Origin of the sequence: Brevibacillus sp. AG162 (assembly GCF_006715575.1) — a bacterium.
Classification (GTDB): Bacteria; Bacillota; Bacilli; order Brevibacillales; family Brevibacillaceae; genus Brevibacillus; species Brevibacillus brevis.
The window spans coordinates 111,171-133,686 of sequence record NZ_VFNO01000006.1 but is presented as its reverse complement, the minus strand read 5'-3'; the positions used below and the strand labels follow the sequence as shown (position 1 = coordinate 133,686).

Annotated in this window: 19 protein-coding genes; 14 read left to right on the top strand and 5 right to left on the bottom strand. The window is 41.5% G+C overall.

The annotated features are described in order from the left end of the window. Positions 1 to 1,758, bottom strand: a complete 1,758-nt coding sequence (locus FB479_RS19250; protein WP_142066382.1) for an RNA polymerase sigma factor — start codon at positions 1,756 to 1,758, stop codon at positions 1 to 3. A gap of 226 nt (positions 1,759 to 1,984) precedes the next feature. On the opposite strand from FB479_RS19250, the gene FB479_RS19245 reads away from it, so the two are divergent. The 5 genes from FB479_RS19245 to FB479_RS19225 all read left to right on the top strand — a co-directional run bounded on the left by FB479_RS19245 (position 1,985) and on the right by FB479_RS19225 (position 5,805). Beyond that, complete coding sequence (locus tag FB479_RS19245; protein WP_016741198.1) at positions 1,985 to 2,323, top strand: hypothetical protein; 339 nt, start codon at positions 1,985 to 1,987, stop codon at positions 2,321 to 2,323. Between the two features lie 111 nt (positions 2,324 to 2,434). Beyond that, entirely contained in the window at positions 2,435 to 2,899 is a 465-nt protein-coding gene (locus FB479_RS19240) for a hypothetical protein (protein WP_142066381.1), read from the top strand. 28 nt (positions 2,900 to 2,927) lie between these two features. After that, positions 2,928 to 3,656, top strand: a complete 729-nt coding sequence (locus FB479_RS19235) for an ABC transporter ATP-binding protein (RefSeq protein WP_142066380.1) — start codon at positions 2,928 to 2,930, stop codon at positions 3,654 to 3,656. After that, positions 3,656 to 4,837, top strand: a complete 1,182-nt coding sequence (locus tag FB479_RS19230) for an ABC transporter permease (RefSeq protein ID WP_142066379.1) — start codon at positions 3,656 to 3,658, stop codon at positions 4,835 to 4,837. The genes FB479_RS19235 and FB479_RS19230 overlap by 1 nt, the downstream gene beginning before the upstream one ends. A gap of 65 nt (positions 4,838 to 4,902) precedes the next feature. Beyond that, positions 4,903 to 5,805 carry a DMT family transporter gene (locus tag FB479_RS19225; RefSeq protein ID WP_142066378.1) on the top strand — a complete coding sequence of 301 codons (903 nt, stop codon included), beginning with the start codon at positions 4,903 to 4,905 and terminating at the stop codon, positions 5,803 to 5,805. Between the two features lie 72 nt (positions 5,806 to 5,877). Here the strand turns inward: FB479_RS19225 and FB479_RS19220 are convergent, their stop codons facing one another. Beyond that, the gene (locus FB479_RS19220; protein WP_185746391.1) at positions 5,878 to 6,882 is read right to left on the bottom strand and encodes an ROK family glucokinase; all 1,005 of its coding nucleotides are present in this window, start codon (positions 6,880 to 6,882) and stop codon (positions 5,878 to 5,880) included. Between the two features lie 112 nt (positions 6,883 to 6,994). On the opposite strand from FB479_RS19220, the gene FB479_RS19215 reads away from it, so the two are divergent. From FB479_RS19215 to FB479_RS31285, 8 genes are all read left to right on the top strand, one after another. Next, positions 6,995 to 7,885 (top strand): diacylglycerol kinase, encoded by an 891-nt coding sequence (locus tag FB479_RS19215; protein WP_142066376.1) that lies wholly within the window; start codon positions 6,995 to 6,997, stop codon positions 7,883 to 7,885. A 118-nt stretch (positions 7,886 to 8,003) separates the two neighbouring features. Next, the gene (rlmD, locus tag FB479_RS19210) at positions 8,004 to 9,437 is read left to right on the top strand and encodes a 23S rRNA (uracil(1939)-C(5))-methyltransferase RlmD (RefSeq protein ID WP_142066375.1); all 1,434 of its coding nucleotides are present in this window, start codon (positions 8,004 to 8,006) and stop codon (positions 9,435 to 9,437) included. Between the two features lie 541 nt (positions 9,438 to 9,978). Next, the gene (locus FB479_RS19205; RefSeq protein WP_142066374.1) at positions 9,979 to 11,148 is read left to right on the top strand and encodes a hypothetical protein; all 1,170 of its coding nucleotides are present in this window, start codon (positions 9,979 to 9,981) and stop codon (positions 11,146 to 11,148) included. 88 nt (positions 11,149 to 11,236) lie between these two features. After that, a complete protein-coding gene (locus FB479_RS19200) occupies positions 11,237 to 12,157 on the top strand; it encodes a Hachiman antiphage defense system protein HamA (protein ID WP_142066373.1) in 921 nt (306 codons plus the stop codon). Continuing rightward, positions 12,147 to 14,807 carry a DEAD/DEAH box helicase gene (locus FB479_RS19195; protein ID WP_142066372.1) on the top strand — a complete coding sequence of 887 codons (2,661 nt, stop codon included), beginning with the start codon at positions 12,147 to 12,149 and terminating at the stop codon, positions 14,805 to 14,807. The genes FB479_RS19200 and FB479_RS19195 overlap by 11 nt, the downstream gene beginning before the upstream one ends. A gap of 36 nt (positions 14,808 to 14,843) precedes the next feature. After that, positions 14,844 to 16,127 carry a phosphoribosyltransferase-like protein gene (locus FB479_RS19190; protein ID WP_142066371.1) on the top strand — a complete coding sequence of 428 codons (1,284 nt, stop codon included), beginning with the start codon at positions 14,844 to 14,846 and terminating at the stop codon, positions 16,125 to 16,127. Positions 16,128 to 16,330: 203 nt separating this feature from the next. After that, positions 16,331 to 17,464 carry a reverse transcriptase family protein gene (locus tag FB479_RS19185; RefSeq protein ID WP_142066370.1) on the top strand — a complete coding sequence of 378 codons (1,134 nt, stop codon included), beginning with the start codon at positions 16,331 to 16,333 and terminating at the stop codon, positions 17,462 to 17,464. Between the two features lie 480 nt (positions 17,465 to 17,944). Then, positions 17,945 to 18,106 (top strand): tyrosine-type recombinase/integrase, encoded by a 162-nt coding sequence (locus FB479_RS31285; RefSeq protein WP_255438453.1) that lies wholly within the window; start codon positions 17,945 to 17,947, stop codon positions 18,104 to 18,106. A 573-nt stretch (positions 18,107 to 18,679) separates the two neighbouring features. Here the strand turns inward: FB479_RS31285 and FB479_RS19175 are convergent. The 3 genes from FB479_RS19175 to FB479_RS19165 all read right to left on the bottom strand — a co-directional run bounded on the left by FB479_RS19175 (position 18,680) and on the right by FB479_RS19165 (position 20,859). After that, positions 18,680 to 19,171, bottom strand: coding sequence for a hypothetical protein (locus tag FB479_RS19175; protein ID WP_142066369.1), 492 nt, complete (start codon positions 19,169 to 19,171; stop codon positions 18,680 to 18,682). Positions 19,172 to 19,314: 143 nt separating this feature from the next. Next, a complete protein-coding gene (locus FB479_RS19170; RefSeq protein WP_142066368.1) occupies positions 19,315 to 20,373 on the bottom strand; it encodes a hypothetical protein in 1,059 nt (352 codons plus the stop codon). A 288-nt stretch (positions 20,374 to 20,661) separates the two neighbouring features. After that, on the bottom strand, positions 20,662 to 20,859 hold the full coding sequence (locus tag FB479_RS19165; protein WP_142066367.1) for an aspartyl-phosphate phosphatase Spo0E family protein: 198 nt from the start codon (positions 20,857 to 20,859) through the stop codon (positions 20,662 to 20,664). 227 nt (positions 20,860 to 21,086) lie between these two features. Between FB479_RS19165 and FB479_RS19160 the strand changes: the two genes are divergently transcribed. After that, positions 21,087 to 22,379, top strand: a complete 1,293-nt coding sequence (locus tag FB479_RS19160; RefSeq protein ID WP_255438452.1) for a helix-turn-helix domain-containing protein — start codon at positions 21,087 to 21,089, stop codon at positions 22,377 to 22,379. The last annotated feature ends 137 nt before the right edge of the window (positions 22,380 to 22,516 follow it).

The following is a 22,516-nucleotide window of genomic DNA, read 5'->3' as shown; positions in this document are numbered from 1 at the left end:
TTACTTTCCTATTTTATTCTCAAGCCCCGCCTGTATTTGTTCCAGTACGGATACAGCAGTACGTTCATTTCGCTCAATCGCCTTCAACAACGCAATAGCCTGCCTACCTTGCTCCGCATCGTTCGGCTCGCCCCCAGCAGGGAATGGGAAGAGCTTGCTTAACATGTCAAAGCCATCGGCAATCCCCCCATACAAGCTAGCCGCTTCTTTCATCAGCGGACGAACCTCATCAAACACAGAATCTGTCCACGAATCAACGATTTCGCTCCAGAAAAGAGAGGCGTAGCGACGTGCATCCCCGTTCACCACGGTCGTATAAGCGTTGCCATTCGGCTCAACCGTTCCCTTTTCATAGGCTTCCTGCCAAACAGCATAGGCCGCTAGACCATTGACGCAACTCGGGTCCTGCGATTCTTCTCCACGATAATGAACGAGTGCAGAGTGGAGAGCATTTGCGAGCATCGTGCGTTGGTCGATCGGAAACGCACGGTCGATGGCAAGGACAAACAACTCCTCGACGATACCCCGCCCCAAGTTTTCATAGGGAATAGTACTGTCGTTTCGGCAGTTGTCTCCTGCGTAAAACACTCTTTTTTCATCATCATAGCCGTAGATCAATCCGAACTCTGGCATGAACAGGTCCCAAGCAAGCACAGGGTGCCCTTTGTCGATGGAGCGGTGGACCAGTTCCAATGCTTCTGGCAGGAGGACAGACAGCTGGCGCTTTTCGCGTGCCTCCGGGCTCAATAGCGAGGGAGCAACTTGATTGGCATTGATGCTTGGTTCGCAGGATAGATGATACGAGGTGACGGCACGAGATTCAAAGCCCATGTTTTTCAAACCCTGCTGCAAGACCCGCTGAAAGTGAAACATCGTTGGGCCTGCAATATGGATATTTCCAGGCACGATCGTCAAGCGAAAGGCATGGCCGCTCAAGCCAAGTATCATCGGCAAAGACATTTTGCGTTCGCTCGATTCTACCAATCCGAATAGTGCCGCTGCGCAAGTAACCCAAGTAGGCATCGTGAATGCTTCTGGTTTGTTCAATACTGCTTGTTTCATACTCCCCGCAACCTTTCTCGTATTCATGTATTGATCAACAACGACACGAGTTTTTTCCTGAAGCAGTTTTTTGCGAGAACGCGATAGCACTTGGTAGACGTTTGCCTGGGACATCTGGAACATGTGGGCGATCTCATGAGGGGCCAAATGATCAAAAAAGTGAGATTCCACAATGCGTCTCTCCCGAGGATTGAGGCAGTACAGCAGGCTCCTGATTGTCTCAAACAGTTCACGACGCACCATGACCTCTTCGGGGTTGGTGTTCTGCGCAGAGTGTGACCAAGACCGTCCCAGCCTGTGCAAGATACTATCGAGGTCCTCCCAGTCAGTCGGTTCCTGCTCATGCGTTTGTTTGCCCAGATTCGAGAAGACGGTTTCCCTTTTTTGCGAACCCTTCGAAAGCCGTGTGTAGGCCTGGTTGCGCACAATCCGATGCAGCCAAGGAAGGAAACGTCGGCTGTCCACCAGCGTCCCAAGGTGCAAAAAGGCGCGAATGAGAGCATCCTGAACGATGTCTTCGGCAAGAAAGGCTTCTTGTGTGTACGACCGTGCATAGCCGTATACTTTGGAGCGATGGCGCCTGACCAGCTCGCTAAACGCCTCTTGATCCCCAGCTTTCGCCTGTTCTACCAAAGTCTCGTCTTCTATCTGGGTGTGCTCCTCATGAGTCTTGGGCCTGATTATCAAGTGATCCATCGCAAAAACTCCTCGTGATTTGTTGATTTACTATGTAGACTTCGGGTTCACGGATTTTCTGACACGGGATGCGAAATAAATTTCGGAGTTTTTTAACCGTTCTGTTTAGTGTATCAAACAAGTAAACGCAGTGGGTTTTCCAATGGCAGATGACAAAGCAATTTGTAACAATTTCCACTCTCCCCTATAATGAAACGTACAGGAATAAAAAGGAGGATGGAAGTACATGAAGCTCATTTCTGTTGCAGGAGAAAGTGTGGCACCTGGAAAAGGTGGTTCACCGTCTGATACATTTGACCGTTCCATTTCTACGTGGCAAGAAAATGGTCAAGAAAAAACAATAACCGTCACCTATGTGCGTTATTTTGGCAAAGTGCTCGCTGAGCGGGGCATTTACGATCAAGAGGCAGAAGGTGTTCCTGTCAGCCATTTGGTAGCGACGCTGTTTCTGGAAAAGCATCCAGAGGCAAAAGAAACCCGTCATTATATTAATGATACGGAGGCTTTCGTCGCGCTGTTTGAAGGCTTTTCCTTGACCAAGTGGAAAGAGCGTTATCCGCTGTAGGATAGGAGTGAAACGGTTTTTAAAGTCAAAAGATTCTGATTCGCCAAAGACACATACGGGTAACTTTTGATAGGGCATGCTAAGGGCAACCAATTATTGGAGGGAATTAGCATGTTTTCTATTTGGCTGCCACTGGTGATGACGTCTTCTGCGCTTGTCTTTGGTGCAATACCTTCGCATGTCCCTACAACTTCCTCGGTGGCGTGGATGGTTGCTGTGCAGGAGTTTGATGCGTTTTTGCAGGACTGGAAAAAAGGGCAGACGCTTGCGAACCTGCGTCACCCGTTGTTTGACCTCACGGGAGTGTCGGCGGTGTCAGGAATGATGGAGATCATCCGTTTTTCGGGAGAAGGCCACGGACAAGCGGGAGAAATCACCCTTTCGTTTTACACACTGGAAGGCGACAAGGTCTTTTCGCCCCCAGGCTCCGTGTCTGTCGCGCGAGTCGATGAGAAACGGCGGGAATTTCATGTCACTGGCGCCATACCGAGGGTTTTGCGTGGGCGGACGGGTGTCGTACAGGTGACGTTTACAGGAGAAAAGCGTGCGTCGTACTTGCTGAAGGTACGATTCTAGAGATAATACGGGAGAGGAGGGGCTGCTGTTGATTGAGGTCAAGGATGTCAGCAAGCGATTTAAGGAGATCGCAGCGGTCCAGCATGTATCGTTTCGGGTCGAGGCAGGCGAGGTATATGGACTTCTCGGCGAAAACGGTGCGGGAAAGACAACGACGATGCGCATGATGGCGACGGTTTTGACCCCGACCGAGGGAGACATCGAGATTAGCGGTTTTTCCGTTCGACAGCAACCGCTTGAAGTGCGTCGCAGAATTGGCATCTTGTTCGGGGGAGATGTAGGTCTCTACAACCGTTTGACAGCGCGGGAAAATATCGCGTACTTCGGTCGTTTATATGGATTGGAGCAAGCGAGGCTTGAGGAGCGCATTGATAGTTTGAGCCGGCTGCTTGAGATGGACGTTTTTTTAGACAGGCGAGTGGGGGCCTTTTCCCGGGGAATGAAGCAAAAGGTAGCGATTGCCCGGACGCTCGTACACGATCCCGATGTCATTCTTCTGGATGAACCGACGACAGGGCTGGATGTTACGGCTGCCACAATCTTTCGAAGAATGGTCAGAAAGCTGCAAGAAGAGGGGAAGACGATTCTGTTCTCCAGTCACAACATGGGCGAGATTAACAAGCTGTGCAAAAGGGTTGCGCTCATGCACAAGGGTAAGCTGCAGTTCGCCGGGGGATTGGATGCGTTGCGCGAGCAGTTTGGGACAGAGGATCTGGACGACATTTTCATGGCTGTCGTGGAAGGGAGCGAAGGCTGATGGGCTCGCATGTCGTTTGGACCGTATTGAAAAAAGAGCTGATGGACTTGTTTCGCGATCGCAAGGCGTGGATGGGGACGCTCCTGGTGCCATTGCTCGTCATTCCGTTCGTCTTCTTTTTGCTGGGGACGTCCTATAGCAATGTGGAAAAAGAAGCGAGGGAGTACATCCCGTTAGCCGTTCAAGGATCATCTTCCTTGATTACGGTTTTGCAGAAAAATTCAGCCGTTCAAATCCTGGAGCCGTCCAATCCGGAGCAGGCACTGCAAGCAGGTCAGCTGCGCGCCATTTTGTCGATTCCTGCTGGGTTCGATGAAGAGATCGCGGCGGGAAAAACAGCGCAGTTATCGGTTGTGTATGACTCCACCAATCAAAAATCTGTCTATGCCCGTACCTTGATCGAGCAGACCGTAGAGGCTTACAGCAAAGACATCGTAGCGAAAAGGTTGAACCAAGCGGGCTTGTCCGAGCAGACGATTCAACCGATTGTCTCCACCTTTCAAAATGCAGCCTCTGAGGAAAGGAAGTCGGGAGGGATGCTGGCTGGCATCATTCCGTTGATGTTGGTAGTCTCGCTCGCATCCGCGGGAATGGCCGCAGCGAATGATCTCGTCGCTGGTGAGAAAGAGCGGGGAACGCTTGAATCGCTGTTGACGGCGCCGATTGCAGCCCAGCACATTCTCACGGCAAAGCTGTTGGCTGTCATGACGATGAGTATCATGGGGGCAGTGGCATCGCTGATTTCTGTCACGCTGGCCATGCGTCTGGGACCAATGGCGACGGAAGGAGATCATTTTACACTCGCATTCTTCTCGCCTGTCACTTTGTTGGTGCTCATCGTGACGATTTTGTTGCTGGCGGCATTTTTTGCAGGGTTGGAGCTTGTTTTGAGTACGGTTGCCAAGTCTTTTAAAGAGGGGCAGACGTACATGAGTGCTGTCATATTTTTGGCAATGGTTCCCTCGTATATGCTGATGCCAGTCAGTCCGGTCGACATCCCCGCGCATTACTACGTGATGCCCGTGTTCAACGGTGTCGCACTGTCCAAGGAAGTGTTTTATGGCAAGGTCGACCCGATGCATGCGCTCCTGGGGATTGGCTCGTTGCTTGTCTATGTGGTTTTCACTATTTTTCTCGCGTCGCGCATATTCCGCAGAGAAGGGGCGGGGTTAAAGCACTGATCGCAAAATTTTCAGACCTGTCACGTCACTCGTCGCTGTCATTTCGAGAAAGATGGTGAAATGTTGTGAATCCGCTGTATGTCGGTGTGCTATATATTTTCGGATCGGCTGTTGGCTTTGGCGTCATGTCTATTTTTGCTGTGTACGCTTATGAAGCGGGTGTGTCTGTTTCGACGCTCTTGTTTTTGCGGTTTTTATTGGCGACTGCCCTGTTTTTTGGTTTGTTGCTCTGGCGCAAGGAGTCGCTTCGCTTGGATAAAAAACAGGTGCTCGCGATGTTTTGTCTCGGAGGGATTTTGTACACGCTGCAATCCCTTAGCTTTTTCTCTGCGGTACAGTACATCCCGACCTCAATGGCGGCCTTGCTGCTGTACACATTTCCGGTGTTTGTTGCCATACTGAGCTACTTCGTCGAGAAGGAGCGGTTGACGAAAAAGACGGTCATCGCCATGCTGATTACACTCGTTGGTCTTGGACTGGTGCTCGGCTTGTCATTTGGCGGGATTCAGCCGGTTGGCGTATTGCTGGCTCTTGCTGCGGCGTTGTTTTACTCCGTTTATATTGTGGTGGGGAATCGAGTGGTAAAAGGCGTCTCGTCCTATGTAACGTCTGCGTACATCGCCCTGTTTGCTACCATTTCTACTTTTTTCATTGCGCTAAAAGACGGAGGGGTTGATCTGTCTTTTGCGGTACAAGGGTGGTGGGCGCTGCTGGGGATCGTTGTTTTTTCTACGGTGGTCGCCATCAGTTTTTTCTTCCGCGGCTTGCAACTGATCGGGTCAACCAAAGCGTCTGTGTTAAGCACGCTGGAGCCTGTTGTCACGTTTGGGTTTTCTGCGTTGTTGTTTGGCGAAGCATTTAGCCTGCTCCAGCTGTTAGGGGGATGTGCAGTGCTCGTCGGTGCTGCGCTGATTGTTTCGGGGAAAGGCGGCGAGCCGGAGCTGGCACCCAGGCAGGCTTCTTCATAAGGTCATACCAAAAAGACGCTCTAGCTGTGAGGCTTCACGTGCAGGAGCGTCCATTCTCTTTATGTGGCCCGATCAGGATTCGTTCATCTGTGAACGGATTAACCAGCCTGCACCGTATACACCCGCATCATTGCCGAGTTCGGCAGGAACGATCTCTGTGGACTCGACGACGTAGGTGAACGGAACAAAGCGTTTGAATGATTCACGGATTCGGGAAAAAAGGAATTCTCCTGCTGCGGCGACGCCTCCACCGATCATAAACTTCGCAGGATTGAGCACAATTGCCAAGTGGGAGAGAGCGAGACCGAGATAGAGCGCCACTTGATCGATAATTACGAGAGCCGCTGTGTCTCCGGCTACGGCTGCTTCGAGGACATCCTTGGCGGCAATGTTTCCTTTGGTGGATAGGACAGCGGCAAGCGCCGGGCTTGATCCGTTTGTAGCGGCAAATCGCCCTTCACGAATGATGGCAGTCGCAGAGGTATATGTTTCGAGACAACCTGTTTTGCCGCAATTGCAGGGGGCACCGCTATCCGGGGTCATGGTGATGTGCCCGATTTCGCCACCCACACCGTTGATGCCATGGATGACCTTTCCATTCAAAATGACGCCTCCACCTACACCTGTGCCGAGCGTGATAAGAACGAGGTCTTGTGCACCTTGGCCTGCACCTTGCCACATTTCCCCGAGGGCTGCGACATTGGCATCGTTGTCGACCGCGACTGGGAGACCTGTAAGGGCTTCCAATTTATCCTTTAATAAAACAGGTTGGCGCCAGTGAAGATTCACCGCTTGGAAGACGATTCCCTTCCCGCCATCGACGGGGCCGGGTACTCCTACACCGATTCCGCAAACTTGTGAAAGAGAATAGTCATGCTGCGCAAGAAGATCATGAGACATGTCTGCGATTTTTTGCAAAATGCCATCCTCGCCGTCCACAACAGGCGTCGGTTCTTGCCTTTTGGTAACCAGCTCGCCGTCTGGTGTAATCAAAGCCATCTTGATTGCAGTGCCACCCACATCTACTCCCACGATGATCTTCTTCACAAGCGTCTCCCCTATCTCCTTGTTTTCCATCTTTTTCTATCTTATCACGCTATATGGAGCATAGCGATTCCCAAAAATGGCTATACAGGATATGATGGAAGAGAGTACCCCCGTGAGCGAGGGAAGGAAGAAGGGATCTGCCTTGAAACGAGCCAGATTAATCTACAATCCAAGCTCCGGCCGGGAGATCGTGCGTCGGCGATTGCCGGAAATCCTCGATTTAATGGAGTCGGCCGGATATGAAACTTCATGCCATGCGACCAGAGGGGAAGATGATGCGACAGAAGAAGCTGCTCGTGCAGTAGCTCGCGGTTTTGACGTCATCCTGGCCGCTGGTGGAGATGGAACCATATATGAAGTAGTCAATGGGATGGCAGAGCAGAAAGCACGTCCATCTCTGGGAATAATCCCCTGCGGAACAAGCAATGATTTTGCCCGGGCGGTCGGTATACCGAAATCGATCACGCGTGCAACGGAGATTGTCGCCAAAGGCAAGAAGAAACGCATTGACCTGGGGCGCATCAACAACCGCTATTTTATGAATATCGCGGGTGGCGGCTCGCTGACGAATTTGACCTACGAGGTCCCGAGCAAGCTGAAAACGCTGATCGGACAAATGGCGTATTACGTCAAGGGATTGGAGAAGCTGCCATCGCTGCACCCGATCCGTGTTCGTCTGGAGAGCCGCAAAGAAGTGCTGTTGGATGAAGAAATCATGGTGTTCCTCATCGCCAATAGCCGATCTGTAGGCGGCTTCGACTGGCTCGCCCCAGATGCGGACTTGTCAGACGGCAAGCTGGATGTCATCGTCGTGAAAAAGACGAATATCGCGGAGTTTATTCGCTTGGCGACACAGGCAGTTCGCGGCGAGCACTTAAAGGACCCGAACATCCTGTATTTCCAGGCAGATTACATCAAAGCCACTTCGCCGGGCGGAGAGACGGTGCAGCTCAATCTGGACGGTGAGCTGGGCGGACAGCTGCCTTGCGTGGTGGAAGCATTGCCGGGGCATATCGAGTTGTTCGTCCCGTAAGAAGATAGTAAAATGAATAGCAATAGCCGTGGGGATGCCGCTTTTCGCAGTGCATCCCTGCATGCTTCCTGGAGCGAAAACGAAAACCTATAGAGCAAGATAAAAGGAGCAATAGATAGTGGCGAAGACAACAAAGAAGCGGCGCGGTCCGCACCCGACAGCCAAAGTGGAGCTGGACGTCCCTGTACGTGTCGGACAAACCGTGGAAGTGGAGATAACCGGACTGAACCACGAAGGAGCAGGAGTCGGTCGGATTGAAGGATATACACTGTTCGTAGATGGCGCGCTTGCAGGAGAGCGAGTTCATGCGCGCGTCGATCATGTGAAGAAAAACTTCGGCTTTGCCAAGCTGACAGAAGTAGTAGAAGCGAGTACCCATCGCTTCCAGCCGCCCTGTCCGCTGTACGACCGTTGCGGTGGCTGTTCGTTGCAGCATCTCGCATACGAGGAGCAGCTGCGACACAAGCAGCAAATCGTGCGGGACAACCTGCGGCGCATTGGCGGTTTCCAGGTCGAAGGAGAAGGAGCCGTTACCGTTCATCCGACACTCGGCATGAGCGATCCATGGCGCTACCGCAACAAGGCTCAGGTACCGATCGGCGAGGAAAACGGAGCGTTGGTCGGCGGCTTTTACGCGGAGAAATCCCACTCCATCATCGACATGAACGAATGCCTCATTCAGCATCAGGCGAATGATGAAGCAGTGGCAGCCGTGAAGCAGGCGGCGACCAAGCTGAATATCACGGCCTATGACGAGGTGCGCCATTCAGGCTTGCTGCGTCATGTGGTTGTTAAGGTTGGCGTCAAGACTGAGGAAGTCATGGTCGTGCTCGTAACTACAGAGGAGCAGATTCCGCAGCGTGATCAGCTGGTGGATGCGATTCGCGAACAAGTCGCGGGCGTGACGAGTATCGTGCAGAACATCAACTCGGACAAGACCAATGTTATTTTTGGCAAAAAGACCGTGACGCTCTGGGGCAGTGATGTGATTTACGATTATATCGGTCCGATCAAGTTTGCCATTTCGGCACGTTCGTTTTATCAGGTCAATCCTGCGCAGACAGAGGTGCTGTACAACAAGACGCTGGAGTACGCGGGTGCGACTGGTACGGAGACGGTGATTGATGCGTACTGCGGTATCGGGACGATTTCGCTCTTTTTGGCGCAGAAGTCCAAGCATGTATACGGTGTAGAGATAGTGCCGGAAGCGATTGCGGATGCGAATCGGAATGCGCAGTTGAATGGCGTGGAGAATGCGACGTTTGAGGCAGGGCCTGCGGAGGTTGTCATTCCTGCTTGGAAGGAGAAGGGCATACGGGCGGATGTGATTGTCGTTGACCCGCCGCGCAAAGGCTGTGATGAGGCGTTGTTGACGACGATTTTGGAGATGCAGCCGGAGAGAGTGGTTTATGTGTCTTGTAATCCTTCTACGTTGGCGAGGGATTTGAAGGTGCTGGCGGAGAGGTATGAGGTGAAGGAAGTGCAGCCGGTGGATATGTTTCCGCATACGGGGCATGTGGAGGGCGTTGTATTGATGGAAAGAAGGGGCTAGCCGAATTAAGGCTACGTCCCCTGTTTGGAAATTGTACCCAATTTCGATTGAGCCGTCTTCACGGACGTCTATACGGTTAATCATCTTGTGAATCATATCTCTCAGGATTTCCTCGTTGCTTACTTCAAATGTGGCGAACTTCATTAACTCAGCCTTAAACGCCGATACTCGTGATTCTGTATCGTGTTCGTGGGCGATTTCCGTTTGAAGTCGTGCCGCTCGTTCCTCTAATGCTTGGCGTTCGTTCTTGACCGCCCCACAGCAAGCGTTGAACATATCCTTATCAATTTCGCCGCTCGTCCATTTCCTCGTAAGTTGATTTTAAAGAAACGAAAACTATATATAATATCAAAAAATCAGAACTTATATTTTAGCTACTATATCATAATGAAGATATGCCACTAAACGATTAGTGGCTCTTTTTTCGATATTTGAGCTCCGCTAGTATCCAAAGTCCTATTTACTAAATGCAGTATCTTGTTAATAATTCCCAACGGAGGTATCATTATAAAGAAGAACGGGATTAGGGAGAAATAAAAATATGCTAACCACTAACTTTGAGGCATCTGAAAATATAAACAAAAAGATAAATTATAACATCTATTTAATATTTGAATTGTTTTTTGAGTGCTGTAACGGCCTTGATTACGATACTTTTATTCAGGAGATATTTCCTAGTCACTTTTACAGAGAAAATAGACAACGGTGCATTAACATTCTAGTTGAGTTGCAAGAATTTACTGTAGACTCTTTTGAACATGTATTGCCACCAATCTATGAGTACGCTTTATATAACATATTTGATTGGTGGTTAGATGTTACCGACGTTGACTTTAATACGGAGATATCTAGTTCAGAAATTTTGAATGACGATGACGAATATTTAGCTAAGCACATTAACAATATTGCTGAATATAAGTACTTTATGTTTGATGATCATGATTTTCTAAATGTTCCTTTGTACGTAAAGGCTTATCAACAGAATCCTGAGTTTGTTATAAACTTCTTGCATATTGATATTGAAGAATACTCTGATTTAATGCCTGATGATATCAGGAAGAGTCTTAAAATTGATGTCCACAAATATAGAAACAAGATAGCTACTGATTATAACGAAGAATCAACAATAGTAAAAATGATTTATTCCTCAACAAAACTAAAGGAACGGGATCCAATAAGATTAATGGAAACGTCGGAAACTCAGTTAAGTGATGATATCGCACATGTTCTATTTATGAAATTAAGTGATATTGGTTTGATCATTTCACGAGAAATGCCGAGTGGTTTTGCAAACAAAGTAATAGGGGAATTAGACTTTTGCATTTACTCAAATAATGACAATGTTTTCAGATTAGTTGCAGTAGGAGAAAACAAAGAATGGAAGAATTATGGAGATCAATTTAAACAGTTACTTGGTTATATGGACAAATATGTTAACTTTGGATTTATTATTTTATTTAATAAGTCTACAAGATTGAGCACAGTTTTAGAAAAGAGAAAAACATTGCTACAAAATTTTTATGTTGAAATTGAAGGAGAAAAACATTTTGAGACTGAGCAAATTATTGAATCCCCTGATGGAATGAATGATGTCATTGTAACAATACACAGTAATCCTGAGAACGGCAGTATATTTAGAATCTATCATTTTATTGTTAATGCATACCTACCTGAACGAAAAGAGACAGCCAAACAAGCTAGAAAGAAATAATTACCATAAGTATTTTATGACCAGAAGGTTATTCAGCTCAGTTTTGTTAGAAGAAATTTTCCTATGAAGGAGTAGTAGAAGAAAATTTATGGAATGGGAAAAGTTAGTTCAGATAGATGAACAATGGGTTAATGAGCATTTGACGAGGCAACATAAAGCTGAAGATACAAAAATAAAAATACGAGGATACAGTATTAAATTTTCAGGAAATATTCTTGATTTTAATGCTATTTCTACCTTTGTAGCTGAGTCAATTCATAAGTTTGTCTATAGCTCAGGGAAAATAAAAGAACTTGGTGAAATCAGAGCTCTAATGCAAGCCCAAAAGTACTTTGGAAAAAAGAATCCTGATACTGATGGGAAGTATGGGGAGCTTTTACTTTTTTTATTAGTAGAAAGTGTTCTTAAATGTCCAATGGTTGCTCATAAAATTACGACATTATCAAATACAAGAGATCAAGTAAAGGGAGGAGACGGTATCTTTCTTGGGGATTATGAATATCAGACTGGTAAATACCACCCTGCTTGTCTTATAGGAGAATCCAAAATAATGGACGGGTTTGCTGCTAGTGTCGAAGATGCATTAGACTCATTGGACAGATTTCATAATGAACGTTCATCACCACAGTTTAGTGCTACGGAATTTATGGTTGCTAAACAGAGTCTAAGCGATGATTTTGATATTGATTACGTTTATGACTGTCTCACGCCAGGTTCTGAAGCGTTTCAGAAGAATATCTTAGTTCATCCAGTTTTTCTTATGTACAATACGAGTGGTATTGATACCATCGAGAAAGAAGCTTTGACGCAGACAATGGCTGAAGAGTTAATTAAGGAATATTTTATTAAAAGAGGAAATGAACATTTTCGTCTAATACAAGATAAGATAATGAAATGGGAAAACCTACAGAAGGTTTATTTGGATTTTTTTATCATCCCAGTTAATAACGTCAGAAAGTTTAGGAACACAGTTTATTATCAAATACACGGGGTACAGTATGAAGGATAGTTTATATGAACAGGCGTATCATCATGCGATATTTAATAAGGTTCTGGATACAATGCTTTACAATTACATAGTAAAAAATTTTAATGGTACTAGCAAAGAAATTGAGATAAATGAACTAAAGAAAGCAGGTTGGGTAGCCTCAATTCTTGCGGATAGTAATACAGATATACATAAACAAAGGGCTCAGATTTTTGCATCCTTGTTGTATTTGTTGTACAGCGACGATGTCAATTGCAATAAATTGAGCTATGTTATTTTCTCACGTACGGGAAATTTACTAGCAACTAAGTTCTTATCTGTACTTTACGATTACGATTCTGAGCAAAATCCGTCACACATACAGTTCAAACATGAATTTGGGACAGTTCTTGATTTCGAGGTAGGATTTAAACGTAACGAAAATACTATTGATCTTAATAATGAATCAATTATTACGACAGATTTCCAAAAAAAACTTTGGGAAAATTTATTTGAACCTAATCATATCTCTATCTCTGCTCCAACATCGAGTGGTAAATCATTTATTATCCAAAGTTATATCAAATATAAATTTAATAAATTAGAAAAATTCAATGTATTATATATCATCCCTTCCAAGGCGTTATTAAATCAAGTAAGCGAACAATTTCGAAGAATATTAAGTAAAGATATATTGATTAAAACTGCGTTTATTAATAATCAAGTCAACTACGACAACCCTAAGTATGACAAAGTAATGTATGTACTGACACCAGAAAGATGCTTGAATCTGCTCAATCAAAAGAATGATTCCTTTTCTCCTGACTTTATTTTCATTGATGAAATACAAAACATAGAAGATGAAGAGGGAAGGGGAGTTCTTTTAGAATATGTTTTGGGTGATTTAAGTAAGACGTGGCCGAAAGCAACTATAGTTACAGCAGGACCTAATATTTCGAATAGTGAGGTTTTATTTTCTAATATATTTAATAAAGAGTGTGTAGAAAATGAAACAAGTTTATCACCTGTGTTTCAAATAAAAGCTATTGTTTCTCCTAATTTTGCAGGTAACCACCTTGATTTAAGGGTCGCCTCTTTGCAAAAAACATCTCAAAGATTAAATATTTCGTTGCCAGTTGATTTTAATGTAAAACAGGAAACTGAATCTAATTTAGGTGCTTTGTTGTCTAAAGTTGTAAAAAGGATAGCCGATGGAGAACAAAGTATTATTTATTCTCCAAGGACGGATTTTGCCGAGAAATGGGCATTAGAGCACTTAAATAATTTAGAATCTAAAGCTAGTAATACTCTTAGAGAGTTAATTGAGTATCTAAAAGAAGAGATCCACCCAAAATATTTTTTAGTTAAATGCTTAGAACATCGTGTTGCGTTTCATCATAGTAAATTACCGGAACTTGTTAGAAAGGAAATAGAAAGTTTATTTGATAGTGGAGAGATATCGTATTTGTATTGTACTTCTACGTTGATACAAGGAGTAAATTTACCCGCAAAGAATTTGTTTCTAATTTCACCTAGAAAAAGAAGCGAGAAACTATCTCCATTTGAATTCGGAAATTTAATAGGTAGAGCAGGAAGAATTAAAGACTCATTATATGGCTCGATATATTATGTAGCAAAGGATAATAGTGATGAGGTTTTAGCGGAAAAGTACTTTTCTGAGAATTACCAAAAAGAAGTTGTTCTGGCGACTAGTAAATCATTAAAAAAGGATAACTTTATTGAAACCGAGCTAAAGGATAGAACTCTTGATACTAATAAAAACAAGAGTGGATATACGATTACGTTACTAAAACATAAGTACTTAAGTGGAAAAAATGAGTTGGGTACTTATTTGAATAATAAAAACTTAGATCAGTCGCAAATTGCAATGATAATAGATGAGCTTGAATCACAACTTGTGAACATAGAGCTACCTTTTGAGGTATTAAAATTAAATCCTTCTGTGGACCCCTTGTTGCAAAATAAGTTATATCAAAATATTAAAGAAGAAGGGATTATCAAATGGGTAATTTCTCCTAATCCTAATTTTCACAAAAGAATAAGGAAATTAGATTTGGAAAAATACGAGTTTAATGATCTAAGTTTTTATTGGCAATTTTCTATCTTATGCAAAAAAATTAATGAAATATTTGGAATTACAAAAGAAACGTTCTTTAAACATAATATTTCAAACTTATATATTGGTAATATCTCGCACTTTGGGTTTAGGTGGCTACACAATAGGAGCTATAGGGAAATAATTGAAGAGGATATTAATTACTATGCAAATGTCCGTGAAGAAATAAATGCAGAAAATGAAACCGATATTAACAAGAGAATAAATGATGTAATGAACATTCACTCGAAGGTTATTACATTTACTTTAGTAAAGTACTTTAAGGTTCTAGCCGATATTTTAGCATATTCATTATCTGACGAAGAGAAGGAGAAATATAAATTAATTTTATCCTTACCTGTAATGCTTGAATTAGGCACAATGGAGCCTATAATGATTCAATTAATATCGTCAGGTATTAATAGGAGCGTTGCTTTGAAAATATATAATGAGTTTGAAAAAGAACAAAACTATCTAGAAATGGATGTTATCGAATGGCTTTATAAAAAAGGTACCACCCTTCAATTGAAACCCATTTATATAAAATATTTAAAAGAATTGGGTTATATTCATTGAGTAATATTGAAGAATTATCATGATTGGAGTCATGGTATGAAGAATAAATTGCTATCCAACCAAACATTAATGAACGAATATACCAACCTGGTTATGCAGAGTCTACTTATTTGCAGACGTCATAAGCGTTCTATTGATGAATTTGATATTATTGAGTGGTTAAATAACTTTGAGCCCTCAGATCGTGATGACGCCTTGAGGTTGTTAAGTATGGTTGATTATTGGGATGATTCACAAATAATTGAGGGTTATAACGAACGAATTGGCTATTTACTTGAGATCCTTCCTAAGGATGCGATAGTATACACTCTTCCCATTGGAGACTTTGGCAAGAGTGGCACCTCAATGATCTACTTATTTCGTAAATCGCAAAACTACAGCAAAAACAAGCATATTTTTAAGCTAACAAAGCATGAGAGAAAACTAAAAAAACTTAAGGGGAATGAATACCTATTATTTATTGATGATTATTTCGGCAGTGGTCGGTCTGCTGTAAAATACTACAACCACAGTATTAAAAACATAATTCCAAAAGAAGTGAATCTTCATTCTTTCTGGATGCCACTTGTATCACAAAAACATGCAGAAGAATATCTAACAAAGCATATTCCAAACTCAGAAGTAGTTCCTTGGAAGACTGTGGAAAAGGCGTTTCGGAGAAATCGTTCACCTTTCGGAAGTTACGAGAAAATGAAATCAATCCGAGATATGGTCTATAAATATGGGTCAGTTCTAGAGCCTGAAGCACCACTGGGGTACGAGAATACTCAAGGGTTTACTACCTTTTCGTATGGTTCACCTAATAATTTATTGCCTATTTTCTGGTCTTCAAGGCGTAATTCAAATGGAAGAAGATGGAGGGCGATTTTCCCTAGATTCTCAAAGGATAAAATACAAAGTAGCAAGGAATACCGAAAACAAACTGCCTACTGGTTAGGGCTCGCTAGGTCATTGGATTCAGAGGTAGCTACTCTTTTTGCTACCGGTATTGGGTATGATGAGATTCATGATTTTGAATTTAAGTATATTCAACGAATTGATTTTAGATTATTTGCCTTAATTCGCTTAAAACGGCAAGGTCGTCCGCTAACTGTCATTTATCAAATTTTGGGAATTGTTGAGAGTGACTATAAGGAGATTGTTCAAGAAGGAATCAGAAGGCAACTCCTTGACAGAAATGGAAATTTGTCGCAATATGGTGAAGAATGCTATAAGAACATTTGCAGAAAAATAATTTTGTTTCAAAAAGAAAACGAGATTGAGTCAAATCCTAATTTCGAAAAGATTTATGTACCATTAACATTTCGGGGAATCACATAGTTTGGTTAGCCGTGGCCTTTGTTATGGCGACTAAGTTGAGTCAACTTAGTAATTGTAAAGCAACTTTCATTGCGTCTTCTCTACAACCATTGACAGAAAGTATCTCGAAGAAGTAGGTTGCAGAGAAGGCGCACACCGCAAAGTACGCGGTGCACCATAAAGATTTCATAAGTAAGTAAGATAATGATTGGGTGAGTAACCAGATGAATTGTGAATTCCCACGAAATGATTTTGTCAAAGAAGCTATAAAGCAGGGACACTCTCAAGAATTTATTAATGAATGCCTCCTGTATGCTGATAATCTTACTTACAAAGGATTACCAGTCATTTTTTCAACGAAGCATTTTTGTGAGTTATTGGATATCTCATTTAAACAATTGAATTATATATTGGATAATCGCGAGGATTTTTATGGGACTTTTAATTTAAGGAAAAAAAGGGGAGGTTACAGAAGAATCCAATATCCTCTTCCTATCCTGAAGAACATACAGCGGTGGATACTAGATTATATTCTAACAAGAGTTCCTTTGCATAGTTCTTGTAAAGGGTTTCGGCGCGGTGAGTCAATATTAACAAATGCTACCCCACATTTAACTAAAAAAACAATTTTACATTTAGATATCGAAGATTATTTTGGAAGCATTACGCAAAAGCAAGTTTTCAATGTTTTTAGCAAGTTAGGATATAATAAGAGTCTTGCTCATGATTTATCTAAGTTATGTACAATTCATAAAGTTGAAATAGAAAAAACAATCGAAACAGATTCTTTTCTAGCAACTGAACAAAAAGAATTCCTTGAATCAATAAAACGTTATAGTCAAAAAAAAATAGATTTTATTTTACCTCAAGGTGCACCAACAAGTCCTACTCTTGCAAACCTAGTTTCTGTTAAACTCGATAAAAGATTATTTTCATTAGCAGAAAAGTTAGGGGTAACTTATACTCGGTATGCAGATGATTTAACATTTTCCACAGACACTGAGATTTTGCCAAGACTAGCTATAATAAAGAAAATCTTAAGTGAAGAAGGATTTCAACTGAACAAAAGTAAAACGGCAACTAGAAAACAAGGACAACGACAAATTGTTACGGGGTTACTTGTGTCAGGTGAGAAAGCTAAAGTGCCAAAAAAATATAAACAAGATATATTAAAACATTTGTTTTATGCTGATAAATATGGACCGAAAGACCATTCAATGGAAATTCAAAAAAACCCTGCTACTTTTCAAGAATGGTTACTAGGTAGAATCATGTTTGTAAGATCAATTGAATTGGAAACTGGTAATATGATGTTAGAAAAATATAATCAAATTGAATGGGGATTTAATTTAAAGTAACAACAATAGACATAATTTTCTTAATGTAGGCTTAATACTTCGGCAGGGCGCTGATGTATTAAGCTATTTTTTCTTCTAGAATATTTTAACTAAAATAATGAGCGAATACTGCCACATCAAGTATCTATTTTATGCAAACCACACATGTGGAGAGTGTGGCTCTGTTTGTGAGTAAAGAAACAGACAGCGTAAATAGTTGATTTTATAGAGTTTTTGAGATTGATACAGGACATAGAAACAAAATGTAACAGGTGCATGATGGACGTATTGTTGACCAAATCTGTCATAACAGATCATTTAGGTGCTTACTGTAACATTCTAAGACCCTCCGTTAGAGGTTGAAACTCCGACATAGCTTGACCGATGTAAAGTACACATCATCTTCGTACCTGTTTGTATCTGAGCGGTCAGGCAAGTTTGGGGCAAGAGGAATACAGGTGATGCTTGATAAATACGCTGACTTGGCGAACATGAAGGACATTGCCGCACCGCTTAAGGCATAACTTCTGTAAGAATCTTGCAAATGGTGGGGCTACTATAGAAGGCATCAGGAGATTGGCACGACATGAAAGCATCCAGACCACAGCAATTTACATTGACCCATCCCATGCTGAACAATTGCAAGCATTAAACAACATGTAAGAGCCAACCTGCTACCATTAGTACATTAAGGGTGGCTTGGTTCTTGTTTATAGCCGCCCTTGGAAATCCTTTAGAACGTCTAAGTATAGAGGGGGGACCGAATGATTTGTTTTTTGTTGCATTGGTGAAGTTTACCCTCGTTTTTCCTACAGCAAATTTTTGTGAAATATTAGTGTACGTACAGCGATAGGCTTTAACGGTGAAAATAGGTCATAGGCTCGCCAAAATGTTGACCACTTTGCTCAAAACCTAAAGTTACCCACAAGGAAGACTGAACACACATCATCATTTTCACACCTATTAGTAAATGTTTTTGACGAGCATTGGTGCAGGAAATAAAAAGTTACTTTGTGTGAGCATCGTAGGTGGTCAACTCGAAGATGAGCGGTCGCCCCAAAAATGATCAACTTATTGATTAGCATTTACATACCAGCGTAGCTGACATCACCCGCAAAGTATGTCAAGATTTTAATCATTGTGAGTTACAGAAAAATCCTCCCATTCTAGCAAAACTGTCCATTCTTGCCTACTCAATTCTGAGAATAGATAAAGCTTACCTTATAATTTTCAGATTTAGTTGGCCTCTAATACGCGAATACATACACTTTCAAAGAACAAATTTCTCATCTCATCCTCTTTGATCTCTGGATCTAATTCTTTAAACCAATCTTTCTCTAAGTCCTCCTCTGTAAGTACATTAGGTCTCCAAAAAAGTAATCCTAACTCTGGAAAATCATAAGTCCAGCCTAACTCACGGTCATCCCGATCATATTTTGATATCTTGTCAATTTTCTCCACAAGGTCTACCACTTTTGTCTTGAATACATCAATATTTATAACTACGCATTCAAAAACTTTTTGTAAATTCGATGAAATTTCAATAAAGTTTACCTTCTCATATGAATCATACTTAACACGGATAGAATTTTTGAAGAAATTAGTAGTTAAATTATCTTTATTGTATTTTCTCTTGTACTCTTGGATGCATTCTTCTACTTCCTCTTTATCCATACCAAATTTTATAGTGCCAATTCCAATGCCAGGTTCAATGATTAACTTATCCATTGTTATCCCTCCTACTTGAACACTAATTCATTTAAATGTTTATTATACTAAGAAAATGCAAAGAGCCACACCATCCCATAAATAGAATTTATTCTGGAAAGTGTGACCCTTGTTTTTAATCAACGAGAAGCTTTGATGGTTGCCTAAACTTCAATTCCGAAATAATCATGATATTGTGCTAATGCTTCGATAATAGCGTCATAGTATTTTCTTTGTAAATTTCTATATCGCCCTTCGGAATCTTCAGCATCTTTCAGTGCGTCAACTTCAAATTGCAATAGTTCTTCGTATTGTTCATTTTGTAAGTAATTGAGTTCTTTATCTCGGAAACTCTTATTGCCACCATAATTCGGTGTATTGTAATGATCTTCTGCCATCATCCTAATGCAAGGTGCATTACCTGAATTAAATCCTGCATCATCCAATGCTTTTGCTGAAACAAGATGATGTCTTTGACCACCTTTTGGTTTTAAATTTTTATAAGTATCTACTTCAAAATTATATCTTTGGTGGGCTTCGTCCCTATCACCTTTATTATCGAATCTCTGGGTAACATTATTTTCAGTAACTCGCAGATCATATTCAAAGTAATCCGAAACGGCTTCCTTACTTATTTTCCACGAAAAAAAGTTACCACTTCTAACCGATGATCTATCAACGGACTTAGTTTGCCCAATTCTCCAATCACTACCACTCAAGTTAAACTGAGTTACGAGACCAGTTATTCTTTGAATTGGACGAACGCCTGTTTGTAGATGAACCAAATCTAATTCTACCCAAGTATCATCAACATCAAGCCTAATTGCAATAATACCATCAATACCATTTGTAGTTAAATTTCTTTGAATCATCACTTTTTGATTTGACGCTTGACGTTCTTCCCGTTCAGGTTTTTCTAATCCATACTTTTCTACTAATTTACGCTCTGTTTCCTCGTCAACCCCATGCTTTGAAAGTGTTTTTTCAAAACTATTCGAGTTTGATTGCTTTGACAGGTCCGCTATTTCATCTTCAAAATTATTTTCTTTAATGAACTCCAGAACATCATCATAAACCTCAATATCTTTCAAATAAATAGTTTCTAAAGTGTACTCGTCTTTTTCCTCGGAATTCAAACCGTTTGCATGTGAGCTACTCGTAAATGAATTTGAAAATAATAAAATAAACAGAAGCAAGAACGATATTATTCTCTTAACATTCATCTAATAGGTTCCCTCCTTGAAATGATTGAATTACTTTAATTCCACGACTTCATCATGCAAAAATTTATTCTCTAAAATTAATTATCCGAGTTCTTCGAGCAAATGCTCCGCTATGTTTTTTAGGTTTATTTCGTAAGAATCTCCTTCTTCCGAATCTGAACATCTCGTGATAGAGTTAGAAAGAGGAGTTTAAAGCAGCTCCTATAAAAGGGCGTTCCTGTTGCCGGGAAGCAAAGGAGGAACGTCCTTTCTTGTTGATCCGCTTTCTCAAAACAAGTCCATTCACTTTTACAACTTGCCTCCTTTCTGATTAGTAAGATTTCTTCGTTGGCACTCTAAGATGTACTCATCCAGTTCTTGACTTATCTTCAACACATCGGAGTCTGTCAGTTTGCCCTGTTGTTTGAAGACTTCTTTAAGCTGATATTGTAGATTCTTGATGATTTGTGTAAGGTCTTCGTTGCTTACTTCTTGCCATTCACCCATTGTTATCTGCCCCCCATAGTCTCACCCCCTCTTTTTTCACTATAGCACGTATATCAAAAAGAACATGGAAAAAATTACCTTGATTCATTTGACATCATTCGATAATTTTCGCAAATTTCGGTCGAAATATGTCTGTTTGTTTTTGTTGAATTAACAAACATCAACTTGCTATAATCCTACTCGATTGTATTGTAAAAAAAAGGAAGTTTGTGTTGCGGGGGGATATAGTGCAAAAGAAAACAATTGGGGACATGTTGTCTGAGAGCCGAAGAAATAATGGCTTGTCTTTTGCTGAGTTAGAAGATAGAACTGGTGTAAGTAGGGGCGTACTACAAAAGATTGAGAGCGGAGAGACAAAACGCCCTGAATTTAAAACAGTGAAGTCGATAGCCGCTATATTTCCGTACCCGTATGAAGAAATTATTGAAGGATACCTTGAGGATGAGAATAGGAGTGAGACGTTATTTGAAATTCTTCAAGAGGTCATTCAGTGTGAATATTCTTCATTAGTGGAAAGAGTATCATTGAAAATTCTCCAATCGCCGAATGAAAAGATTGAGAAGGCATTAGAGCGACTGTATAACTTCTCTGATTCGACTGCTGTAATAGTAATAAAAAACGAAATACGCTTAGCTCTCTATCAGGTCATCGCAAATTATGCACGACAGTGCGGAGAGCCGAAATACATTGCAAAAGCTTTATTTAAGAAATATCTAATTGAACGAAATGATCTCAAAAAACTAAAGGAAACCTTTTGCAATGGGGAGGAAATTTTACACTATGTTGACTTCCTATCCCATGATGAAAAGATTACATTTTATTATAGAATGGCGCTTCATGCTCATAACATTGAAGACTATAACAAATGTATTGAACTGGGGAAAAAAGGTCATCTCGAAGATAAGACAAGTAATACGTTAAAAGAACAGGTTGCATTAGCTATATGCAACTCATACCTATTCTTAGGAAAATATAGTAACTTGGAAGAACACTTGAATATTTATGAAGAATTGAAGTACACGCAGATTATTAAGCGGTTGAAGCTTTACCGCGCCATTATTCTATCTCGGACAGGGAAATATAGCGTTGCTATTCCTATGTTGTATCAGTGTGTAGAAGAAGTAACTGATAGTAATCGTTTACATCGAGTAAATATGCTTTTGGAAGCTTTATTTAAAGTCAATGATCTTAATTCAATTAGCAGTATTCTGGGGTCAGAAGAGAGTAAAATATTACTTCAGTACACCGATCCATATCAATATTCCGAACTAGGAAGGTACTACAAATACAAAGGCAGATTTTTGGTTAAGAGGGGTTGTTTTGATGAAGGAATGGAGGCTTATCTAAATAGTATATTACATTACGCTAAGATAAGTGATTATAAAAGTATTTTGCAATGTTACAATGAGATACATTCTCATCATTACACACATGAAAAAATGATAAAATTGGAACTTATAGGAAATCTGAAAGAGGTATATAATAAAGTATATAAGGAAAGCGAAGCGAGGGATGAATGATGAAAAAGTTGTTAATGAATATTGTAACGTGTTCTGTTATAATCTCGTTTTCTGTCTTGACAGTAACTACTCCTAATGTTAGGAATGAAATTGAACATGGAACTAACGTTTCTCCAATAAAAACTATAAAGTTATAT

Bases quoted from the DNA above. Each gene is read 5' to 3' on its own strand.
- FB479_RS19245 (WP_016741198.1), top strand. From the start codon at position 1,985: ATGAAGCTCATTTCTGTTGCAGGAGAAAGTGTGGCACCTGGAAAAGGT.
- FB479_RS19200 (WP_142066373.1), top strand. From the start codon at position 11,237: ATGGAATGGGAAAAGTTAGTTCAGATAGATGAACAATGGGTTAATGAG.
- FB479_RS19170 (WP_142066368.1), bottom strand. From the start codon at position 20,373: ATGAATGTTAAGAGAATAATATCGTTCTTGCTTCTGTTTATTTTATTA.
- FB479_RS19165 (WP_142066367.1), bottom strand. From the start codon at position 20,859: ATGGGTGAATGGCAAGAAGTAAGCAACGAAGACCTTACACAAATCATC.
- FB479_RS19250 (WP_142066382.1), bottom strand. From the start codon at position 1,758: ATGGATCACTTGATAATCAGGCCCAAGACTCATGAGGAGCACACCCAG.
- FB479_RS19220 (WP_185746391.1), bottom strand. From the start codon at position 6,882: ATGGAAAACAAGGAGATAGGGGAGACGCTTGTGAAGAAGATCATCGTG.
- FB479_RS19190 (WP_142066371.1), top strand. From the start codon at position 14,844: ATGAAGAATAAATTGCTATCCAACCAAACATTAATGAACGAATATACC.
- FB479_RS19185 (WP_142066370.1), top strand. From the start codon at position 16,331: ATGAATTGTGAATTCCCACGAAATGATTTTGTCAAAGAAGCTATAAAG.
- FB479_RS19175 (WP_142066369.1), bottom strand. From the start codon at position 19,171: ATGGATAAGTTAATCATTGAACCTGGCATTGGAATTGGCACTATAAAA.
- FB479_RS19195 (WP_142066372.1), top strand. From the start codon at position 12,147: ATGAAGGATAGTTTATATGAACAGGCGTATCATCATGCGATATTTAAT.
- FB479_RS19230 (WP_142066379.1), top strand. From the start codon at position 3,656: ATGGGCTCGCATGTCGTTTGGACCGTATTGAAAAAAGAGCTGATGGAC.
- FB479_RS19240 (WP_142066381.1), top strand. From the start codon at position 2,435: ATGTTTTCTATTTGGCTGCCACTGGTGATGACGTCTTCTGCGCTTGTC.
- FB479_RS19205 (WP_142066374.1), top strand. From the start codon at position 9,979: ATGCTAACCACTAACTTTGAGGCATCTGAAAATATAAACAAAAAGATA.